Annotated in this window: 18 protein-coding genes; 16 read left to right on the forward strand and 2 right to left on the reverse strand. The window is 67.0% G+C overall.

The window, feature by feature from the left end; translation table 11 throughout:
• Nucleotides 1-67 precede the first annotated feature (67 nt).
• Both AC1Q5A_RS12150 and AC1Q5A_RS12155 read right to left on the reverse strand, forming a co-directional pair.
• Complete coding sequence (locus tag AC1Q5A_RS12150) at nucleotides 68-817, reverse strand: cysteine hydrolase family protein (RefSeq protein ID WP_492700974.1); 750 nt, start codon at nucleotides 815-817, stop codon at nucleotides 68-70.
• Between the two features lie 72 nt (nucleotides 818-889).
• Nucleotides 890-1,447, reverse strand: coding sequence for a carboxymuconolactone decarboxylase family protein (locus AC1Q5A_RS12155; RefSeq protein WP_492700975.1), 558 nt, complete (start codon nucleotides 1,445-1,447; stop codon nucleotides 890-892).
• 140 nt (nucleotides 1,448-1,587) lie between these two features.
• Here AC1Q5A_RS12155 and AC1Q5A_RS12160 point away from each other — a divergent pair, with 140 nt between their 5' ends.
• The 16 genes from AC1Q5A_RS12160 to AC1Q5A_RS12235 all read left to right on the forward strand — a co-directional run bounded on the left by AC1Q5A_RS12160 (nucleotide 1,588) and on the right by AC1Q5A_RS12235 (nucleotide 15,971).
• Nucleotides 1,588-2,442, forward strand: a complete 855-nt coding sequence (locus tag AC1Q5A_RS12160; protein ID WP_492700976.1) for an AraC family transcriptional regulator — start codon at nucleotides 1,588-1,590, stop codon at nucleotides 2,440-2,442.
• Between the two features lie 313 nt (nucleotides 2,443-2,755).
• On the forward strand, nucleotides 2,756-3,292 hold the full coding sequence (locus AC1Q5A_RS12165) for a CBS domain-containing protein (RefSeq protein ID WP_492700977.1): 537 nt from the start codon (nucleotides 2,756-2,758) through the stop codon (nucleotides 3,290-3,292).
• Complete coding sequence (locus AC1Q5A_RS12170) at nucleotides 3,289-3,936, forward strand: hypothetical protein (RefSeq protein WP_492700978.1); 648 nt, start codon at nucleotides 3,289-3,291, stop codon at nucleotides 3,934-3,936. The genes AC1Q5A_RS12165 and AC1Q5A_RS12170 overlap by 4 nt, the downstream gene beginning before the upstream one ends.
• An 80-nt stretch (nucleotides 3,937-4,016) precedes the next feature.
• Nucleotides 4,017-4,298, forward strand: coding sequence for a DUF427 domain-containing protein (locus tag AC1Q5A_RS12175; protein ID WP_492700979.1), 282 nt, complete (start codon nucleotides 4,017-4,019; stop codon nucleotides 4,296-4,298).
• A gap of 52 nt (nucleotides 4,299-4,350) precedes the next feature.
• Nucleotides 4,351-5,832 (forward strand): patatin-like phospholipase family protein, encoded by a 1,482-nt coding sequence (locus AC1Q5A_RS12180; RefSeq protein ID WP_492700980.1) that lies wholly within the window; start codon nucleotides 4,351-4,353, stop codon nucleotides 5,830-5,832.
• 128 nt (nucleotides 5,833-5,960) lie between these two features.
• Nucleotides 5,961-6,257: a BufA1 family periplasmic bufferin-type metallophore gene (locus tag AC1Q5A_RS12185; protein WP_492700981.1), complete on the forward strand. Its 297-nt coding sequence runs from the start codon at nucleotides 5,961-5,963 to the stop codon at nucleotides 6,255-6,257.
• A gap of 10 nt (nucleotides 6,258-6,267) precedes the next feature.
• Nucleotides 6,268-7,134: an MNIO family bufferin maturase gene (gene bufB / locus AC1Q5A_RS12190; RefSeq protein ID WP_492700982.1), complete on the forward strand. Its 867-nt coding sequence runs from the start codon at nucleotides 6,268-6,270 to the stop codon at nucleotides 7,132-7,134.
• The gene (locus AC1Q5A_RS12195) at nucleotides 7,127-7,894 is read left to right on the forward strand and encodes an HvfC/BufC N-terminal domain-containing protein (protein WP_492700983.1); all 768 of its coding nucleotides are present in this window, start codon (nucleotides 7,127-7,129) and stop codon (nucleotides 7,892-7,894) included. The genes bufB and AC1Q5A_RS12195 overlap by 8 nt, the downstream gene beginning before the upstream one ends.
• On the forward strand, nucleotides 7,891-8,412 hold the full coding sequence (locus AC1Q5A_RS12200) for a DoxX family protein (protein WP_492700984.1): 522 nt from the start codon (nucleotides 7,891-7,893) through the stop codon (nucleotides 8,410-8,412). Before AC1Q5A_RS12195 ends, AC1Q5A_RS12200 begins: the two co-directional genes overlap by 4 nt.
• A gap of 22 nt (nucleotides 8,413-8,434) precedes the next feature.
• Nucleotides 8,435-9,037: an RNA polymerase sigma factor gene (locus tag AC1Q5A_RS12205; RefSeq protein WP_492700985.1), complete on the forward strand. Its 603-nt coding sequence runs from the start codon at nucleotides 8,435-8,437 to the stop codon at nucleotides 9,035-9,037.
• A 25-nt stretch (nucleotides 9,038-9,062) separates the two neighbouring features.
• Nucleotides 9,063-11,204, forward strand: a complete 2,142-nt coding sequence (locus AC1Q5A_RS12210; protein WP_492700986.1) for a dihydrolipoyl dehydrogenase family protein — start codon at nucleotides 9,063-9,065, stop codon at nucleotides 11,202-11,204.
• Between the two features lie 174 nt (nucleotides 11,205-11,378).
• Complete coding sequence (gene arsS / locus AC1Q5A_RS12215; RefSeq protein WP_492700987.1) at nucleotides 11,379-12,359, forward strand: arsenosugar biosynthesis radical SAM (seleno)protein ArsS; 981 nt, start codon at nucleotides 11,379-11,381, stop codon at nucleotides 12,357-12,359.
• Entirely contained in the window at nucleotides 12,356-13,423 is a 1,068-nt protein-coding gene (locus tag AC1Q5A_RS12220; RefSeq protein ID WP_492700988.1) for a methyltransferase domain-containing protein, read from the forward strand. Before arsS ends, AC1Q5A_RS12220 begins: the two co-directional genes overlap by 4 nt.
• Nucleotide 13,424: 1 nt before the next feature.
• Complete coding sequence (locus tag AC1Q5A_RS12225) at nucleotides 13,425-14,117, forward strand: TIGR04283 family arsenosugar biosynthesis glycosyltransferase (protein ID WP_492700989.1); 693 nt, start codon at nucleotides 13,425-13,427, stop codon at nucleotides 14,115-14,117.
• The gene (locus AC1Q5A_RS12230; RefSeq protein ID WP_492700990.1) at nucleotides 14,114-14,794 is read left to right on the forward strand and encodes a TIGR04282 family arsenosugar biosynthesis glycosyltransferase; all 681 of its coding nucleotides are present in this window, start codon (nucleotides 14,114-14,116) and stop codon (nucleotides 14,792-14,794) included. The genes AC1Q5A_RS12225 and AC1Q5A_RS12230 overlap by 4 nt, the downstream gene beginning before the upstream one ends.
• Before the next feature lie 85 nt (nucleotides 14,795-14,879).
• Complete coding sequence (locus AC1Q5A_RS12235) at nucleotides 14,880-15,971, forward strand: inorganic phosphate transporter (RefSeq protein ID WP_492700991.1); 1,092 nt, start codon at nucleotides 14,880-14,882, stop codon at nucleotides 15,969-15,971.
• Nucleotides 15,972-15,993 lie beyond the last annotated feature (22 nt).

The raw sequence follows: 15,993 nt of genomic DNA on the forward strand, positions 1-15,993 counted from the left end.
GCTTGTGTTCGATGCAATCTACCCGGGCAGTCCTTCGTTCCTGGAAGGGCTGCCCGGTCGAAGGGGGTTACCTGGTGGCGAGGATGGCGTCCTTCGCTTCCTGGGTGGTCACCACGTCATTTGCGATCATCTGGAAGTTCGTCAATGCGGCAGCGTAGCCGTCGAGCCCCGGCAGCTGCGCGGCAGCGGTGGCGTCCTTCACCACTTCGACTTCGAAACCCTGCTCAAGCAGTTCCCGCAGGTGGCTTTCGACACAGAGATTGGCCGACATGCCGGCGAGTATCACCTTCGAAATGCCGTGCTTGCGAAGCTGCAGCGCCAGATCGTTCGTCTGTGGGCCATAGACCTTGTGCGGACTGGTGACGATGGTCTTGCCGTCATTGATGTACTTCTTGTACTGCGGCATCCAGTCGGCACCGGAGTTCTCGAACCCGTCGAGGCTCAGGGGGCCCTTGCGGTCGAACATGCCGATCTTGTGCATCGCCACTTCAAGCGGGCCGCCGAACTTCCAGCCGTGGTCCCACGGATAGTAGTAGTGGGGCGAAATGACGACCTGCATGTTGCTGTCCTTCGCGGCCTTGAACAGGGTGTCGAGGTTTTCAACGGTGTGGTTGGCCTCGACGCTCTTGCCGACCAGCCCCCAGGTCACGCCCTTGGGGCTGAGGAAGTCGACCTGCGGGTCAATCACGACCAGCGCGGTATCGGCGTGGTCGACCTGCATGGTGGTCTTGGGAAGTTGTGCATGGGCGGGGCCGGCTGCGAAACCGATACCCACGGATGCCGCAAGAAGTGCGAGAGTCTTTTGCATGTAATGCATGAACCTGATTTCCTGATGATGGGGTATGTTGCGGGCAGGATGCGTCAGTCCTCGCGGGGATTGCCGAAAACGTCATGCCTGGCGTTTCCATGCCTCGCTGGCGAACTGCTCGTTGGTCCGGGTTTCGGTCAGGTGGTTGGCGTAGTTGCTGAGCGTCTTCATGGCGACGCCCAGCACGACTTCCAGCGCCTGCTGGTGGGAGAATCCGGCCTTGAGGAAGGCCCGCAGCGGCGCTCCGGCCACCCAGCCGCGCTCCTTCACCATGTGCCGGGTGAACGTGGCCAGGGCTTCCAGACGGGCGTCGGGCAGGGTGGTGCGGTTGCGCAATGCGTCGACCACGGCATCGGGAGCCTTGGCCATCTTGCGGGCGATCATCGAATGGGCGGCGACGCAGAATTCACATCCGTTTTCCACGCTGGCGGCCAGCAGCACCACCTGACGTTCCACCGGGTTGAACGAAGTCTTGTCGAACTGCGCGGAAAGGCCGAAGTAGGCCTCCAGCGCCGCCGGCGCGTTGGCAAGGTTGGCATACAGGTTGGGCACGAAGCCCATCTTGTCGCGTGCGCCCCGCAGCAGCGCGCGTGCTGCTTCTGGAGCGGAGTCGGGGGTCTGCAGGGTGAATTCGCTCATGGCTGATATTCCTTTGGTGGATTGGCGGACGACCGGTCGAATGATGAGCCGGCCATGGGCATACTTTGGCCCTCGACCGCGCACGCAACCATGTCCGCAACGCGCGCATGCTTGTCCGCGCGTCTTGATCTGGAGCCGTTGTGGACGAACTGAGTGAATTGATGCGGCACCTCCGCCTGCAGACGCGCGTGTTCCACCGGACCACGCATTGCGGGCAGTGGGTGGTCGATGGTGAATACGAGCGCAAGGCGATGTTCCACCTGGTGGCCACCGGCCGCTGCGTGATGCGGCATGACGGCCATGCCGGCGACATCCTGCTCCGCGCCGGCGACGCGGTACTGTTCAACCGACCGCTGAACCATTGCCTGATCGCCTCGCTGGACGCCGACGGCGACGTTCCCACGCTGCTGCTGTGCGGCTACTTCGAGTTCGACTCGCCGTTGTCGGAAGTGCTGCTGGCTTCGCTGCCGGCGCAGCTGCTGCTTCGGCACGATCCGCAGCCGGGCGGCGGAGACTCCGGCGCACCTGCGGCCCTGCTGCAGCTGATCGTCGCGGAGGCGGAGTCGAACGGACCCGGTGCGATGGCGTTGATGGACAAGCTTTCCGATGCGCTGTTCATGTACGCGCTGCGGCAATGCCTGGCCGCCGGTACGGTCGCACACGGGCTGCTGACCGCGATTTTCGATCCGCATCTCGGCCCGGCGTTGCTGGCCATCCATCGGGATCCGCAGCAGCCCTGGACGGTGGCGATGCTCGCCGACCGGGTGCATCTGTCGCGGGCGGCGTTCGCCCGGCGATTTGCCCACTCGACCGGAGCCACCCCGATGGGGTACGTCACCGGCCTGCGCATGCAACAGGCGAAGTCGGCGCTGGCCGAGCGTGGTGTCAGCGTGGCCGAAGCGGCGGTGATCGCCGGCTATGCGACGGAGGCGGCCTTCAGCCGCGCCTTCAAGCGCCTCCACGGACACTCGCCGGGTGTTTCGCGATCGCTTTGAAACTTCGTTGAATCCTTCGGCCGTTCTGGTCCCTCTATCGGCTGAGGGCGTCGCGCGGCAGCGGGAAGTCCATGGCCATCCCCCCGTATCCGTGGCCATGGATTCTGAGCCTGCCTGAGCTGCCGCGCGCGTCTTCACCCCTCACGGGCCGTTGAGCTGCGAAAGTGCGCATGCCATTGACGCAGGGTGGTTCTGCACTACGGTCCCGTGTGGGTTCCGACCCCACCGAGTCGAGGTGATCCCGATGCCGTTTCGCCCAGTCGTTACCCATCTCAGCCGCGTTCCCACCTTTGTACGTCGGCACCCCAATCGCGTGGAATCCTCGCTGAAGAACGAGGATCCCGCGCTGGCGGTCATGGTGGATTTCCATCGAGTCTGTCCGCTGACGGTCGAGCCCGAACGAAGCATCGATGAGGCACTCCAGCGCATGATCGCTGCGCACGTGCGCACCCTGCTGGTGGTGGCAGGCGAAAACGTGCTCGGGCTGATCACGGCCTACGACATCCAGGGCCAGAAACCGCTGCAGTTCCTGCGCGGTTCCGACTGTACCCATCCGAAATGCCGGCACCAGGACATCGAGGTGGCCGACATCATGACCGCCGTGGAGAGCTTGCCGAGCCTGCGGATCGAGGACATCCGGAAGGCGCGGACAGGCGACCTCCTGGAAACCTTTCGCGAAACCAGACAGACCCATCTCCTGGTCACCGAGCGCCAGGACGATGAACGCGACGAGATACGTGGATTGATCTCGCGCACCGAGATCGAACGGCGCCTCGGCATCTCGCCGGTGCTCGCTTCCATGGTCCGGACCGAGATGGAAGCATCCATGTTTCCGCGGCTCCCGGTATGAGCCGGCATCGCATGCGACGGCCGGTTATCGAAGTTGTTCCGGCGCCGGGAAAATCCACCGAGCCCTCCAGTCGCACCTCCGTCTGCGAGGCATCGACGGATGGCGGCGGAACGGCGTGGTCCGCAGAACGGCAAGTACGCGCGGTTGGATCCGCACATCGCATCTCTGCCAGATATCTGTTCCTTGCGCTCTTCGCGGCCAGCGGTGCCGCCCGGTCGGCTGATATCGACCTGATGGCAGGAGACAGCGTCACCAGTGGCCATCGATCCACACCTGTCGTGGCGGGGGACTGGGCGGGCGAGATACGGCAATGGCAGGGGATTGCGTTCCAGCCTGAGCTGAGCTTGACGTATGTCGTGTCACGGCGGTACCAGGGGGCTGATTTCGGGCGGGGCGCCTGGGTTGCTGCCGCGGGCGTGCGCTTTCCCGAGATAGCGCACCACATATTCTTCAGTTTCCAGGTCGGCGCGGCGGCACCGCAGACCCCGGCGTTGAGCAGCACGCAGCAATTTGTCAGCTCCCTGGGCTGGTCCCATCGCCACGTGGTGATCGAGCTCCGGCACATTTCCAACGGCAGCACGCGGGCGCCAAATCTTGGCGAGACGATGCTGCTGGCGGGCATCGTGTGGCCTGTGTTGCGATGAAACGTCGATAGCCTGCCCGCGTGGGCGGCAGTGGCATCGTTTCCAGTTCTTTTCCGACAAACCGCAACGAGGAGAGACCTATGCGCGCCATGTGGCGAGACACGGTGATCGCCGAGAGCGATCAGACGATCGTGATCGAAGGCAACCACTATTTCCCGTCGGAGTCGCTCCGGCGCGAATACCTGCGCGACAGCACTCGGCATACGGTGTGTCCCTGGAAAGGCACGGCCAGCTATTTCGACGTCGTGGTCGGCGGTGAGGTCAACCCCGCAGCAGCGTGGTACTACCCGCAGCCCAAGCCGGAAGCCGCGGAGATCCGCGGGCGCGTCGCGTTCTGGCATGGGGTCACGGTGCAGCCCTGAAGTCCATCTGGAGCAGGGGGATGGGTGAATTGACCGCATTCGGGATCGGATCATGACGCCGGCGTCACGTGGCCTGCCGAACAGCTGGCTGCATCTGCTGCTGTTTGGTCTCGCGCTGTGCGGGCTTCCCGGTTGCGCCACGCGAGTGTGGAATGCCCGGATCCAGCCCGCCGGGGTAGAGGATCGCTACGAGTCCAGGACGCGATTCCCGCACGCTCCCCGCGATACCTTCGTGGTGCTGGCGTTTTCCGGTGGGGGCACCCGCGCGGCGGCCTTCAGCTACGGTGTGCTGGAAAAGCTGCGCGACACCGAGGTTCCTTCGGGTGGCCAGCCGACACGCTTGCTCGATCTGGTCGATGTGATCACCTCGGTTTCCGGCGGCAGCTACACCGCGGCGTACTACGGCCTGTTCGGCGACCGCATTTTCGATGACTTCCGGACCCGCTTCCTTTATCGCGACTGGCAGGGCGAGCTGCTGGGTCTGCTGAAGCGCCCGGATCACCTGCTGTCGCTTGCCGGGCGCCACTACAATCGCAGTGACCTGGTCGCCGCCTACCTCGACCGCACGTTGCTGGAGGGCAAGACTTTCGCCGACATGTCACCGGCGGGCTTGCCGATGGTCATTCTCAACGCCAGCGACCTGAACAACGCCACCACGTTTTCCTTCATCCAGCAACAGTTCGATTTTCTCTGCTCGGATCTGTCGACTTATCCGGTGGCCAACGCCGTGATGGCATCGGCCGCCGTGCCGGGGCTGTTCGCGCCGATCGCGCTGCGCAACTATCCCGATTGCCCGCAGCGGCACCAGTCGTGGGTGGCGCAGTCGCTGGCGCACGATGATCTGCTTTCGCGCCGCTATGCCGTGGCGCTGGCACTGGCACGCTACGACGACCCAGAGCGGATGCCGATCCTTCGCCTGGTCGATGGCGGCATCACCGACAACCTCGGCGTGCGCGGTTCGATGATGAGCCCGGTGGCGCAGTACGGCAACGTGCCGGACATGGCCGGTGCGTTCACGCCGGAGCAGCTGCGCCGTGTGCGGCATGTGCTGGTCATCGTCGCCAACGCCCAGGTCTATGCGCCCTATGCGTGGTCCGAGCAGGGGCGTGTGCCGGGAACGATTGACACCTTGCGTGCCTCGTTCGACGCTTCACTGGGCATACTCAACAACGAGACGGCGGCGCTGGCGAAAAGCGGCTTCCTGATGTGGGCACAGCACGTCAATGCCATGCGAGGCCCGGGAGCGCCGCAAGTCGACGTGAACTTTGCCGTGCTGACCTTCAGCCAGATCAAGGACCGTGCCGAACGGCGGCGATTCAATGCGATGCCGACAGCATTTCACCTGCATGCCGACCAGGTCGATGCGCTGCGCTCGCTGGCCGGACGCCTGCTGATGCAGGCGCCGGAATTTCAGGCGTTCCTGGGTCAGCTGCACGATGAACCGTCCGTATCCGCCACGCCTCCCGCCACGGCGGATGCGGGGCCGGAAGGGCATGACCCGTCCCGCTTTCCGCGGCGGTCTGCGGGCGGTTGAGCGGCGACCTCGCGTGGCAGCCGCTTGATGGCCACGTGCGACACGCACGAGTCGTGTGAATCCTTTGGCCTCCCGGGCGGCTCTATGAGGTGCCGGACGCCCCGGCTCACCTTACGGAGATACCCATCATGAACTACGACAATCTGCTCAAAGTCGCTCTGGCCGGCGCGCTGACCTTCGGCGTGGCGTCGGTCGCCACCGCCAGCCCGGCGCCGAACGGCGCGAACGACATGAAGTCGGCCAACATGGCCATGACCAAGTGCTACGGCATCAATGCGGCGCACAAGAACGACTGCAAGTCGCCGGGGCATTCGTGCGCCGGCCAGGACAGCAAGGCACGCGACGCCAATGCGTTCGTGGCCTTGCCGGCAGGCCTGTGCGAGAAGATCGACGGCGGCTCCACCACCCCGGCCGACAAGGCCTGAGCCAGGGGCCATGAGCTGCCTGCTGCCACAGGCGCAGCACCCGATCCCGGCAGCCGCCGGGATCGGCTTGCGCGCGCCGCACATCGCCCGGGTGCTGCGGGAGCGACCGCCGGTACCATGGTTCGAGGTGCACAGCGAGAACTATTTCGCCGGCGGCGGTCCGATGCATGCGGCGCTGGAGTGCATCCGCGCCGACTATCCCCTGAGCCTGCACGGCGTCGGCCTGTCACTGGGTTCGTCCGACGCGCTCGACCTTGCACACCTGGCCAGCCTGCGGCGGCTGATCGACCGCTACGAGCCCGCGCTCGTCTCGGACCACATCTGCTGGGGCGCGATCGGCGGCGTCCACCTGAACGACCTGCTGCCCTTGCCGTATACGACGGAAGCCCTGGCCCTGATGGTCTCGCGCGTGCAGCAGGTACAGGACGCGCTGGGGCGCGAGTTCCTGGTCGAGAACGTCTCGAGCTATCTCAGCTTCCGCCATGCCGACATGCCGGAGTCGGCCTTCGTCGCCGAACTGGTACGCCGCAGCGGCTGCGGCCTGCTGCTGGACGTGAACAACGTTTACGTCAACAGCGTCAATCACGGTTTCGACCCGGGCGAGTACCTGCGCGCCATGCCGCATGCCTCGGTGCGCGAGATCCATCTCGCCGGCTTTCTGCGCAAGGACCGGCTGCCGGTGCCGCTGCTGATCGACAGCCATAGCCGTCCCGTCGCCGACGAGGTATGGGCGCTCTACCGCGAGGCGCTGGAACTGTGCGGACCGCAGCCGACCCTGATCGAATGGGACCAGGACATTCCCGAACTGGAGGTGCTGCTGGCCGAAGCCGCCCGTGCCGAGGAGGAGCTGCATGCCTGCCGCACCGCGATTGCATGAGCTGCAGCAAGGCTTCGCCGCGGCCGTACTGGGCCGCAGCGACGACGTGGCGGCATGGGTCGACGGCGCCGGGCTGGATCCGGCGGCGCGGCTGCGCATCTACCGCAACGCGGTGGCTGCGACCCTCGGTGCGGCCCTGCACGACGCTTTCCCCACCGTGCATGCGCTGGTGGGCGAGGATTTCTTCGACGCGATGGCGGCGCGTTACCGGCAGCAGCATCCCTCGACCTGCGGCAACCTGCAGTTATTCGGCGGCGCGCTGCCCGGGTTCATCGAGACGATGCCGCAGGCCCGGTCACTGGGCTACCTGGCGGACATCGCGAGGCTGGACTGGCTGCGCCAGCTGACCGTGCTGGCGCCGGATGCGACGCCTGCCGATGCACGCGCCGCCGCCGACGCGGCTGCGGTGGAGCCCTGCCGGTTGCATCTCCGCTTGCATCCGAGCCTGCATCTGCTGCACAGCCGTTGGGCCGTGCTCACGCTCTGGCAGTGGTGCCAGTCGCCCGTCGGGCCCGCTCCGCGTCCCGATCGAGGTGGCGAGAACGTCCTGCTGTGGCGTGACGGAGGCGAGGTGGCCATGGCCGCCGTCGACCCCGCCACGTTCCGCTGCATCGAGGTGCTGGCCGCGGGCGGCGACGTGGCTGCGGCCCACCGGGCGGCCATGGACCTGGATTCCGCTTTCGATCTTCAACCCTGCCTGCGGGACCTGCTCGAGCAGGGCCTGGTCGTGGCGTTCAACAACCAAGAGGGCTGCACATGAACAAGCTGCTTTGGCGCACGAGTGGTTATTACCGGCAACTGGCAGAGGCGCTGTCGAGCCTGGGGCCGGTGGTACTGTTGCTGTTCCGGGTGTGGGTGGCGCTGGCGTTCTGGCGCGCCGGCGTGGTGAAGCTCGACGACCCGGCGGGTACGTTCTACCTGTTCAACAACGAATACCACGTGCCCCTGTTGTCGGGCGATGCCGCGGCGTTTCTCGGCACCTGGATCGAGCTGGTCGCGCCGTGGTTCCTCCTGCTGGGGCTGGGCGGGCGGCTGACCGCGGGGTTCCTGTTCATCTACAACATCATGGCCGTCGTTTCCTACCCGGATCTGTGGCCGCACGGTTTCTGGACCGGCCTGGTCGGCAACGATTTCAGCGACCACAAGATCTGGGCGATGATGCTGCTGGCGGTGATCGCCTGGGGACCGGGCTCGTTCTCGCTCGATCGGATCCTCGAACGATTCCGGCCAACGGCCCGGCGCGGCGACGGTGCGGATGCCGCGGTACGGGCAGGGTAGCCGGCCGTGCCGGCCAATCCGCTTGAATCCTTTGATGCGCTGGTGTCCTCTATGGGGCGAGAGAACAGGAATCTCCACCGTTTGCATCATCGAGCAACCACGCAAAGGCTTCCCTATGCGACATGACCCGACCCTCCTGGAATCCGCGCGGCAGGGCGATCTTGCCGCCGTCGAACGGCTGCTGACCGCCTGCCGGCCGGACCTGCGGCGCATCGCCCAGTCGCAATGCGCCAGCAGCGTGGACCCGGACGATGCGGTGCAGGAATCGTTGCTGCTGATCTACCGCCGGCTCGGCACGCTGCGCACGATCACCTCGTTTCCCGCCTGGGCCTTCTCGATCGTGCGCCACGAATGCCACCGGTTGCTGCGTGCGATGCGCGGGCAGGTGGCGTTGCCGGAGCCGGATCACGCCATTTTTGTCTATGTCGAGCACCTCGATCTGCGCTCGGACCTGGCCGCCGCCATCCAGTCGCTGCCGGAAAAATACCGGGAGGCGATCATTCTTCGCGATTTCGAGGAGTACTCGATCAGCGAGATCGCCGACCAGCTCATGCTGACGCGGGAGGCCGTCAAGAGCCGCATCCATCGTGGTCGCCAGATGGTCCAGGAATACCTAAGGGACTGACCGCTGCCCGCCGGGACCCCTACACATGAAAAGTCGCATCGCCATCCTCCGCTGGCTGATCGTCATCGGCCTGTCCGGTGCGGTCGCCGTTTTCTTCGCGCTGGGTTGGCAGCACCAGTTCACGCTCGCTGCGCTGAAGGCGCACCTGCTCGTGCTGGACGCTTTCCGGCAGACCCATCCGTGGCTGCTTGGCGGCGGGTTTTTCGCGCTGTATGTGGCGGTCACCGCGTTATCGCTGCCGGTGGCCGCGTTGCTGACCCTGGCGGGCGGCGCGATGTTCGGCCTGCTGGAAGGCACGCTGCTGGTGTCGTTTGCCTCCAGCATCGGCGCGACGCTGGCCTTCCTGGCCAGCCGGTTCGTCTTTCGCGACATGGTGCAGCGGCGCTTCGGCCAGCGCCTGCACGTGGTCGACGAGGGCATCCGGCGCGAAGGCGCCCTGTACCTGTTCACGCTGCGGCTGGTTCCGGTGATCCCGTTCTTCGTGGTGAACCTGCTGATGGGGCTGACCCGGTTGCCGATACGCACGTTCTACTGGGTCAGCCAGCTCGGCATGCTGGCGGCGACCGTGGTGTTCGTGAATGCCGGCACCCAGCTGGCCCAACTGCACTCGTTGTCGGGCATCGTCTCGCCGCGGATCGCCGGCTCGCTGGTCCTGCTGGGGGTGTTCCCGTGGCTGGCGCGCTGGTGCGTGGCGTGGGTGAAGCGGCGGCGCCTCCATGCAGGCTGGCCGGCGCCGAAGCGCTTCGATCGGAACCTGGTGGTGATCGGCGCCGGTTCGGCGGGACTGGTCAGCGCCTACATCGCCGCCGCCGTGCGGGCAAAGGTCACCCTGGTGGAAGGCGGCGCCATGGGCGGCGATTGTCTCAATACCGGCTGCGTGCCATCGAAGGCGCTGATCCACGCGGCCCGGCTGGCGGCGCAGGCGCGGGGCGCGGCGCGCGTCGGAGTGGATGCCGGCGATGTCAGGGTCGATTTCCGCGCCGTGATGGACAGCGTGCGGCGCGCCGTGCGGGCCGTGGCGCCGCACGACTCGGTGGAACGCTACCGCGGGCTGGGCGTGGACGTGCAGCGTGGCCATGCACGCATCGTGTCACCGTGGACAGTCGAGATCGACGGCAGGCCCGTCACCACGCGCGCCATCGTGATCGCCACCGGCGCCGAACCCGTGGTGCCGGATCTGCCGGGGCTGGCCGAAACGGGCTATCTCACCTCCGAAACGCTGTGGCAACTGCAGGAGCCGCCCGGGCGACTGCTGGTACTGGGTGGTGGCCCGATCGGCTGCGAGCTTACGCAGGCGTTTGCCCGACTCGGTACGCAGGTCATCCAGGTGCAGAGCCACGGGCGCCTGCTGATGCGTGAGGACGACGAGGTATCCGCCTTCGTGCGGGCGCGCCTGTCGGCCGATGGCGTGGACGTGCGTACGGACTGCCGTGCCGTGGCAGTCGAGCGCGATGGCGGGCAATACGCGCTGGTCTGCGACCACGGGGGCCGGCGCGCAAGGATCCCCTTCGACACCCTGCTGGTGGCGGTCGGGCGCAAGCCCCGCGTCACCGGCTTCGGGCTGGAGGAACTGGGCATACCCGTGGCCAGGACGGTGGATACGGATGCCTGGCTGGCCACGCTATATCCGAACATCTATGCCTGCGGCGACGTGGCCGGGCCCTACCAGTTCACCCACGTCGCCGCCCACCAGGCGTGGTACGCCGCAGTCAATGCGCTGTTCGGCTCGATCTGGCGTTTTCGCGTCGACTATGCGGTGATTCCGGCGGTGACCTTCGTCGACCCGGAGGTGGCGCGCGTCGGCCTCAACGAGCGTGAGGCGCTGGCGCGGGGCATCCCGTTCGAGACCACGCGCTATGAACTGGACGATCTGGACCGGGCGATCACCGAGGATCAGGCGCATGGCTTCGTGAAAGTGCTGACCGCACCGGGCAAGGACCGCATCCTGGGCGCAACCATCGTGGGCCAGCATGCAGGCGAGATGCTGGCCGAGTTCGTGCTGGCGATGCGCCATGGGCTGGGGCTCAACAGGATCCTTGGCACCATCCACGCGTATCCGACCTGGGCCGAAGCCAACAAGTACGCGGCGGGAAACTGGAAGAAGGCCCATGCGCCCGAACGTGTGCTGCGCTGGCTGGCCCGTTATCACGCCTGGCGGCGGAAGTGAGGACGGCATGAGGAATCACGACTTCATACGCGGACAGATGGCCGGATGCCGTACGCCTGCCATGCGACCGGCATGCGAAGGATCGCGGCGTACTGTGGAGGCCCTGCTGCCGGGGCGCCCGGACCGCTCCGCACAGGTGCGCCAGCGCCGCCAACATCGCCAGGACATGCTGCCATGAACGCCGTTCCATCTTTCGCCGCACCATCGTTCGCCCGCTCCCTGCGCGAGCATGGGCTCGCCTTGACGCGCACGCCGACGGAGATCCTGCAGGTCAACGTCGGCAAGCTGTGCGACCTGGCCTGCCAGCACTGCCACGTGGAGGCCGGACCCGGGCGCACCGAGATCATGCAGGCGGCCACGGTGGAACGCATCCTGGAACTGCTGGCGAATGCTCCGGGCGTGCATACGGTGGACCTGACCGGCGGCGCGCCGGAACTCAATCCGCATTTCCGCACCCTGGTGCTGGGATCCCGTGCGCTGGGCAAGACCGTCATCGACCGCTGCAACCTGACCGTGCTGTTCCGTCCCGGACAGGAGGACACCGCGGAGTTCCTGGCCGAACAGGGCGTCAAGGTGGTCGCCTCGCTGCCTTGCTACAGCAAGGCCAACGTGGAGAAGCAGCGCGGGCACCACGTTTTCGATCCCAGCCTGCGCGCCCTTCATCGGCTGAATGCGCTCGGCTACGGCCGCGCCGGCTCCGGGCTGGAACTGGACCTGGTCTACAACCCGCTGGGCGCCACGCTGCCGCCCGCCCAGACGGCGCTGGAGGCGACCTACCGGCGCGAACTGGCCGAACACTTCGGCATCGTGTTCAACCACCTGTTCACCATCACCAACATGCCGATCAAGCGCTTCCTGCACCTGCTCGAGCGTGAGGGCCGCTACGAGCGCTACATGCAGACCCTGCTCGATGCGTTCAATCCGCGGGCGGCGCTGGGCGTGATGTGCCGCAACCTGCTGTCGGTGAGCTGGGATGGCGAACTCTTCGACTGCGATTTCAACCAGGCGCTGGGGCTGCCGCTGGGCGGCGGCCGACGCAGCTTGTGGGAAATCGACGCGCTGGCGGACGTCGGGCACGGCCCGATTGCGTTCGCCAATCATTGCTATGGCTGTACCGCCGGGGCGGGCAGCTCCTGTGGAGGATCGTTGACATGACCATGAACCTGGAACAAGACGTCGTCGCCCGCGCGGAAGAGCAGCAATCCGCCGTGCGCAGCTACTACGGCGAAACCCTGCAGTCGAGCCGTGACCTGCGCACCACGGCATGCTGCAGCCTGGAAGCGATGCCGGAAAACCTGCGTTCGATCCTTGCCCAGTTGCACCCGGAGGTGCGCGAGCGCTTCTACGGCTGCGGCTCGCCGCTGCCGCCGGCAGTGGAAGGCGCCACCGTGCTCGACCTCGGCTGCGGCAGCGGACGGGACGTCTATCTGCTGTCGAAGCTGGTGGGCGAGCAGGGGCGGGTGATCGGCGTCGACATGACCGGACAGCAGCTGGCGGTGGCCGAGCGCCACCGCGCCTGGCACGCACAGGCTTTCGGCCATGCGCGCAGCAATGTCACCCTGCAGCTGGGCGATCTCGCGGATCTGGCGGCGCTGGGCATCGCCGATGGCTCCGTCGACGTCGTGGTGTCCAACTGCGTGCTCAACCTGGTGCCGGACAAGCGCCGCGCGTTCGCCGGGATATGCCGTGTGCTCAAGCCCGGTGGCGAGCTGTATTTCTCCGACGTGTTCAGCGACCGCCGGCTGCCACGCGAGCTGTTGGCCGACCCGGTGCTGCTGGGCGAATGCCTGGCCGGCGCGCTGTATGTAGAGGATTTCCGCCGGTTGCTCGGTGAGCTGGGCGTGGCCGATGCGCGCGTGTGCGCACGCAGCCCGATTGCGCTGACCGATGCGGCGATCGAGCAGCGTATCGGTTTTGCGAACTTCGAGTCGATCACCTGGCGCGCATTCAAGCTGCCGCTGGAGGATCGCTGCGAGGACTATGGCCAGGTCGCGACCTACCTGGGCAGCTTGCCCGGGTATCCGCACCGCTTCGCACTGGACGACCACCACCTGTTCGAGAGCGGCCGGCCGGTGCTGGTCTGCGGCAACACTGCCGATATGCTGGCCGGCAGCCGCTATGCCACGCATTTCCGCATCGACGGCGACAAGCGGCAGCATTTCGGCCTGTTCGATTGCGCGCCCGCCGCGCCGACCAGCGCCTCGGCCAGCTGTTGCTGACATGTCGATGAGCTCGTTGTCGGTGATCGTGCCGCTGGCGCCCGGCGAGACCGAATGGCCCGAGCTGCTGCGGCAGCTGGCGGACTTGCCGGGCGGCAGCGAGGTGATCGTGGTTTCTGCCGATGACGAGCCGCGGCCATCGCCGGCGACGTGGCCCGCATATCTGCACTATCGGCAGTGCCGCAGTGAGGCCGGCCGTGCCCGCCAGCAGAATCACGGTGCCGGCCTGGCCACGGGCGAGTGGTTGTGGTTCCTGCATGCCGACTCGCGCTTGCGTCCCGGCACTCTGCACCAACTGCAGCGCTTCATCGGGCAGGGCAGCGCGGCACTGGGTTGGTTCACGCTCGCCTTTCGTGGCGACGGACCGCGCTGGACGGCGTTGAACGCGGCCGGCGCCAACTGGCGTGCGCGCTGGCTGGGGCTGCCGTTCGGCGATCAGGGACTGCTGTTGCCGAGGCATTGCTTCGAGGCGCTGCACGGCTTCGACGAGCAGGCGCGTTACGGCGAGGACCACCTGCTGGTATGGGCGGCGAGACATGCAGGGCTGCCATTGCGGCGCATTCCCGCCGTGCTGGAGACCAGCGCGCGCAAATATGCGCGGCACGGCTGGTTGAGCACCACGCTCAGGCACTGGCGACTGACCGCGGTACAGGCGTGGCCGGCATGGCGCGCCACGCGGCGGACGAGGACATGACGACCGCGCTGGCCATTTTCGTCAAGACCCCGGGCCATTCGCCGTTGAAGACGCGGCTGGCAACCGTTATTGGCGAAGACGCCGCGCTCACCTTCCATCGGCTGGCCAGCGCTGCCGTGGCGGCGGTGGCCAGGGCGGCCCGGCCGCTCATCACGCCTTACTGGGCGGTAGCCGAGGCCGACGACGCGGCGCATGCGGCGTGGCCGGACTTTCCCACGATCTGGCAGGGGGAGGGCGACCTGGGCACGCGCATGCATCACGTTCTCGACGTCCTGCTGAGCCGGCACGACAGCGTGCTGCTGGTGGGCGCGGACGTGCCGCAGCTCACGTCGGGGCAGTTGGCCCGGGCCGCGCAGGCACTGGCTCAGCCCCCGGTTGCGTTCGTGCTCGGTCCCGCCACCGATGGCGGCTTCTGGCTGTTCGGCAGCAACACGCCGGTGCCGCTGGCGATCTGGCAGTCGGTGCGCTATTCGCAGGGCGACACCTGCCGGGAACTGCGGAAGGCATTGCCAGGGACGGGAAGCATCCTCGATCTGCCCGTGCTCACCGATGTCGACAACGCCGACGATCTGCCGCGGGTGCTGGGCGCGCTTGGCCGGCTGCCGGAGGCCTTGCCGGCGCAGCGTGCGCTGGCGGAATGGATGAAGCTGCAACTTGCAGGATCTCCGACCGCCTGAATCGTTTTGCCACCCGGATGGCTCTATGGCATGTGGCCTTGTGCCTCGCCGCTTCGTCTTCGCGTGACGCTACCCGGGATGCCCGATGGAAACCCTGCTTGTACTGACCGTGCTGTTCCTCGCCGCCACCAACGGCGCCAACGACAATTTCAAGGGAGTGGCCGTCCTGTACGGCAGTCGCCGCGCCGGTTACTGGACCAGCCTGGGCTGGGCGAGCATTACCACCCTGGCCGGATCGTTGTCCTCGGTGTTCCTCGCGCGTGCGCTGCTGAAGGCGTTCACGGGCGCCGGCCTGGTGCCGGCCGAGGTCGCGGCACAGCTTCCGTTTGCCCTGGCGGTCGCCGGCGGCGCCGGCATCACCGTCGCGCTGGCCGCCTGGCGCGGGCAGCCGATTTCGACCACCCACGCGCTGGTCGGTGCGATGAGCGGTGTCGGCCTGATGGCCGTCGGCTCGGCGGTGAAGTTCGGCACGCTGGGACACAGCTTCCTGCTGCCGCTGCTGGCGACTCCGGTCATTGCGGTTCTGCCGGCCTACCTGCTGGCACCGTGGCTGCGCAGGCTGACCGCTCGTGCGGACCGCGAGCCGGAGTGCGAGTGCACGGTGAATACGGTGCAGGCCTCCGCGGAAGGCCTGCTGTTGCGGACGGGCATGCCGATGGCCCTCGCCGGCACCGTGGCCGAGTGTGAAAGCCTCGGGGCCCGGCGCGCGTGGCGGCTCGACGCACGTGGCCTGGTGGATGGCCTGCTGTACCTCTCCGGCGGGGCGGTCAGCTTCGCGAGGGGCTTGAACGACACGCCCAAGATCGCGGCGCTGCTGTTGCCGATCGCTGCGCTGGATGGTAGCGCCTCGGCGCTGGCGGTCGGCCTGGCGATGCTCGTGGGCGGCCTGTTGGGGGCAGCGCGTGTCGCCCGCACCATGAGCGACAGGATCACGCGGCTCGATCCCGGCGGGGCGCTGGCCGCCGGCCTGACCACCAGCCTGCTGGTCGGCACGGCTTCATTCAGCGGGCTGCCGGTGTCCACGACCCATGTATCAGTCGGCGCGCTCGCCGGCAGCGGCCTCAGCAACGGTGCAGGCGTGGATCGCCCCGTGATGACCGCCATCGTCCTTTCGTGGGTGATCACTGTGCCCGCCGGCGCGATGTTCGGCGCGTTGCTGTATCTGTGGCTCGGTTGACCGGTGACGGGCGCAGCATCGA

Source organism: Rhodanobacter sp. GW835-FHT13D09 (genome assembly GCF_058793995.1).

Coding starts and splice junctions, on each gene's coding strand:
- arsS (WP_492700987.1), top strand. CDS start 11,379: ATGAACGCCGTTCCATCTTTCGCCGCACCATCGTTCGCCCGCTCCCTG.
- AC1Q5A_RS12155 (WP_492700975.1), bottom strand. CDS start 1,447: ATGAGCGAATTCACCCTGCAGACCCCCGACTCCGCTCCAGAAGCAGCA.
- bufB (WP_492700982.1), top strand. CDS start 6,268: ATGAGCTGCCTGCTGCCACAGGCGCAGCACCCGATCCCGGCAGCCGCC.
- AC1Q5A_RS12235 (WP_492700991.1), top strand. CDS start 14,880: ATGGAAACCCTGCTTGTACTGACCGTGCTGTTCCTCGCCGCCACCAAC.
- AC1Q5A_RS12200 (WP_492700984.1), top strand. CDS start 7,891: ATGAACAAGCTGCTTTGGCGCACGAGTGGTTATTACCGGCAACTGGCA.
- AC1Q5A_RS12185 (WP_492700981.1), top strand. CDS start 5,961: ATGAACTACGACAATCTGCTCAAAGTCGCTCTGGCCGGCGCGCTGACC.
- AC1Q5A_RS12220 (WP_492700988.1), top strand. CDS start 12,356: ATGACCATGAACCTGGAACAAGACGTCGTCGCCCGCGCGGAAGAGCAG.
- AC1Q5A_RS12150 (WP_492700974.1), bottom strand. CDS start 817: ATGCATTACATGCAAAAGACTCTCGCACTTCTTGCGGCATCCGTGGGT.
- AC1Q5A_RS12210 (WP_492700986.1), top strand. CDS start 9,063: ATGAAAAGTCGCATCGCCATCCTCCGCTGGCTGATCGTCATCGGCCTG.
- AC1Q5A_RS12175 (WP_492700979.1), top strand. CDS start 4,017: ATGCGCGCCATGTGGCGAGACACGGTGATCGCCGAGAGCGATCAGACG.
- AC1Q5A_RS12225 (WP_492700989.1), top strand. CDS start 13,425: ATGTCGATGAGCTCGTTGTCGGTGATCGTGCCGCTGGCGCCCGGCGAG.
- AC1Q5A_RS12170 (WP_492700978.1), top strand. CDS start 3,289: ATGAGCCGGCATCGCATGCGACGGCCGGTTATCGAAGTTGTTCCGGCG.
- AC1Q5A_RS12180 (WP_492700980.1), top strand. CDS start 4,351: ATGACGCCGGCGTCACGTGGCCTGCCGAACAGCTGGCTGCATCTGCTG.
- AC1Q5A_RS12230 (WP_492700990.1), top strand. CDS start 14,114: ATGACGACCGCGCTGGCCATTTTCGTCAAGACCCCGGGCCATTCGCCG.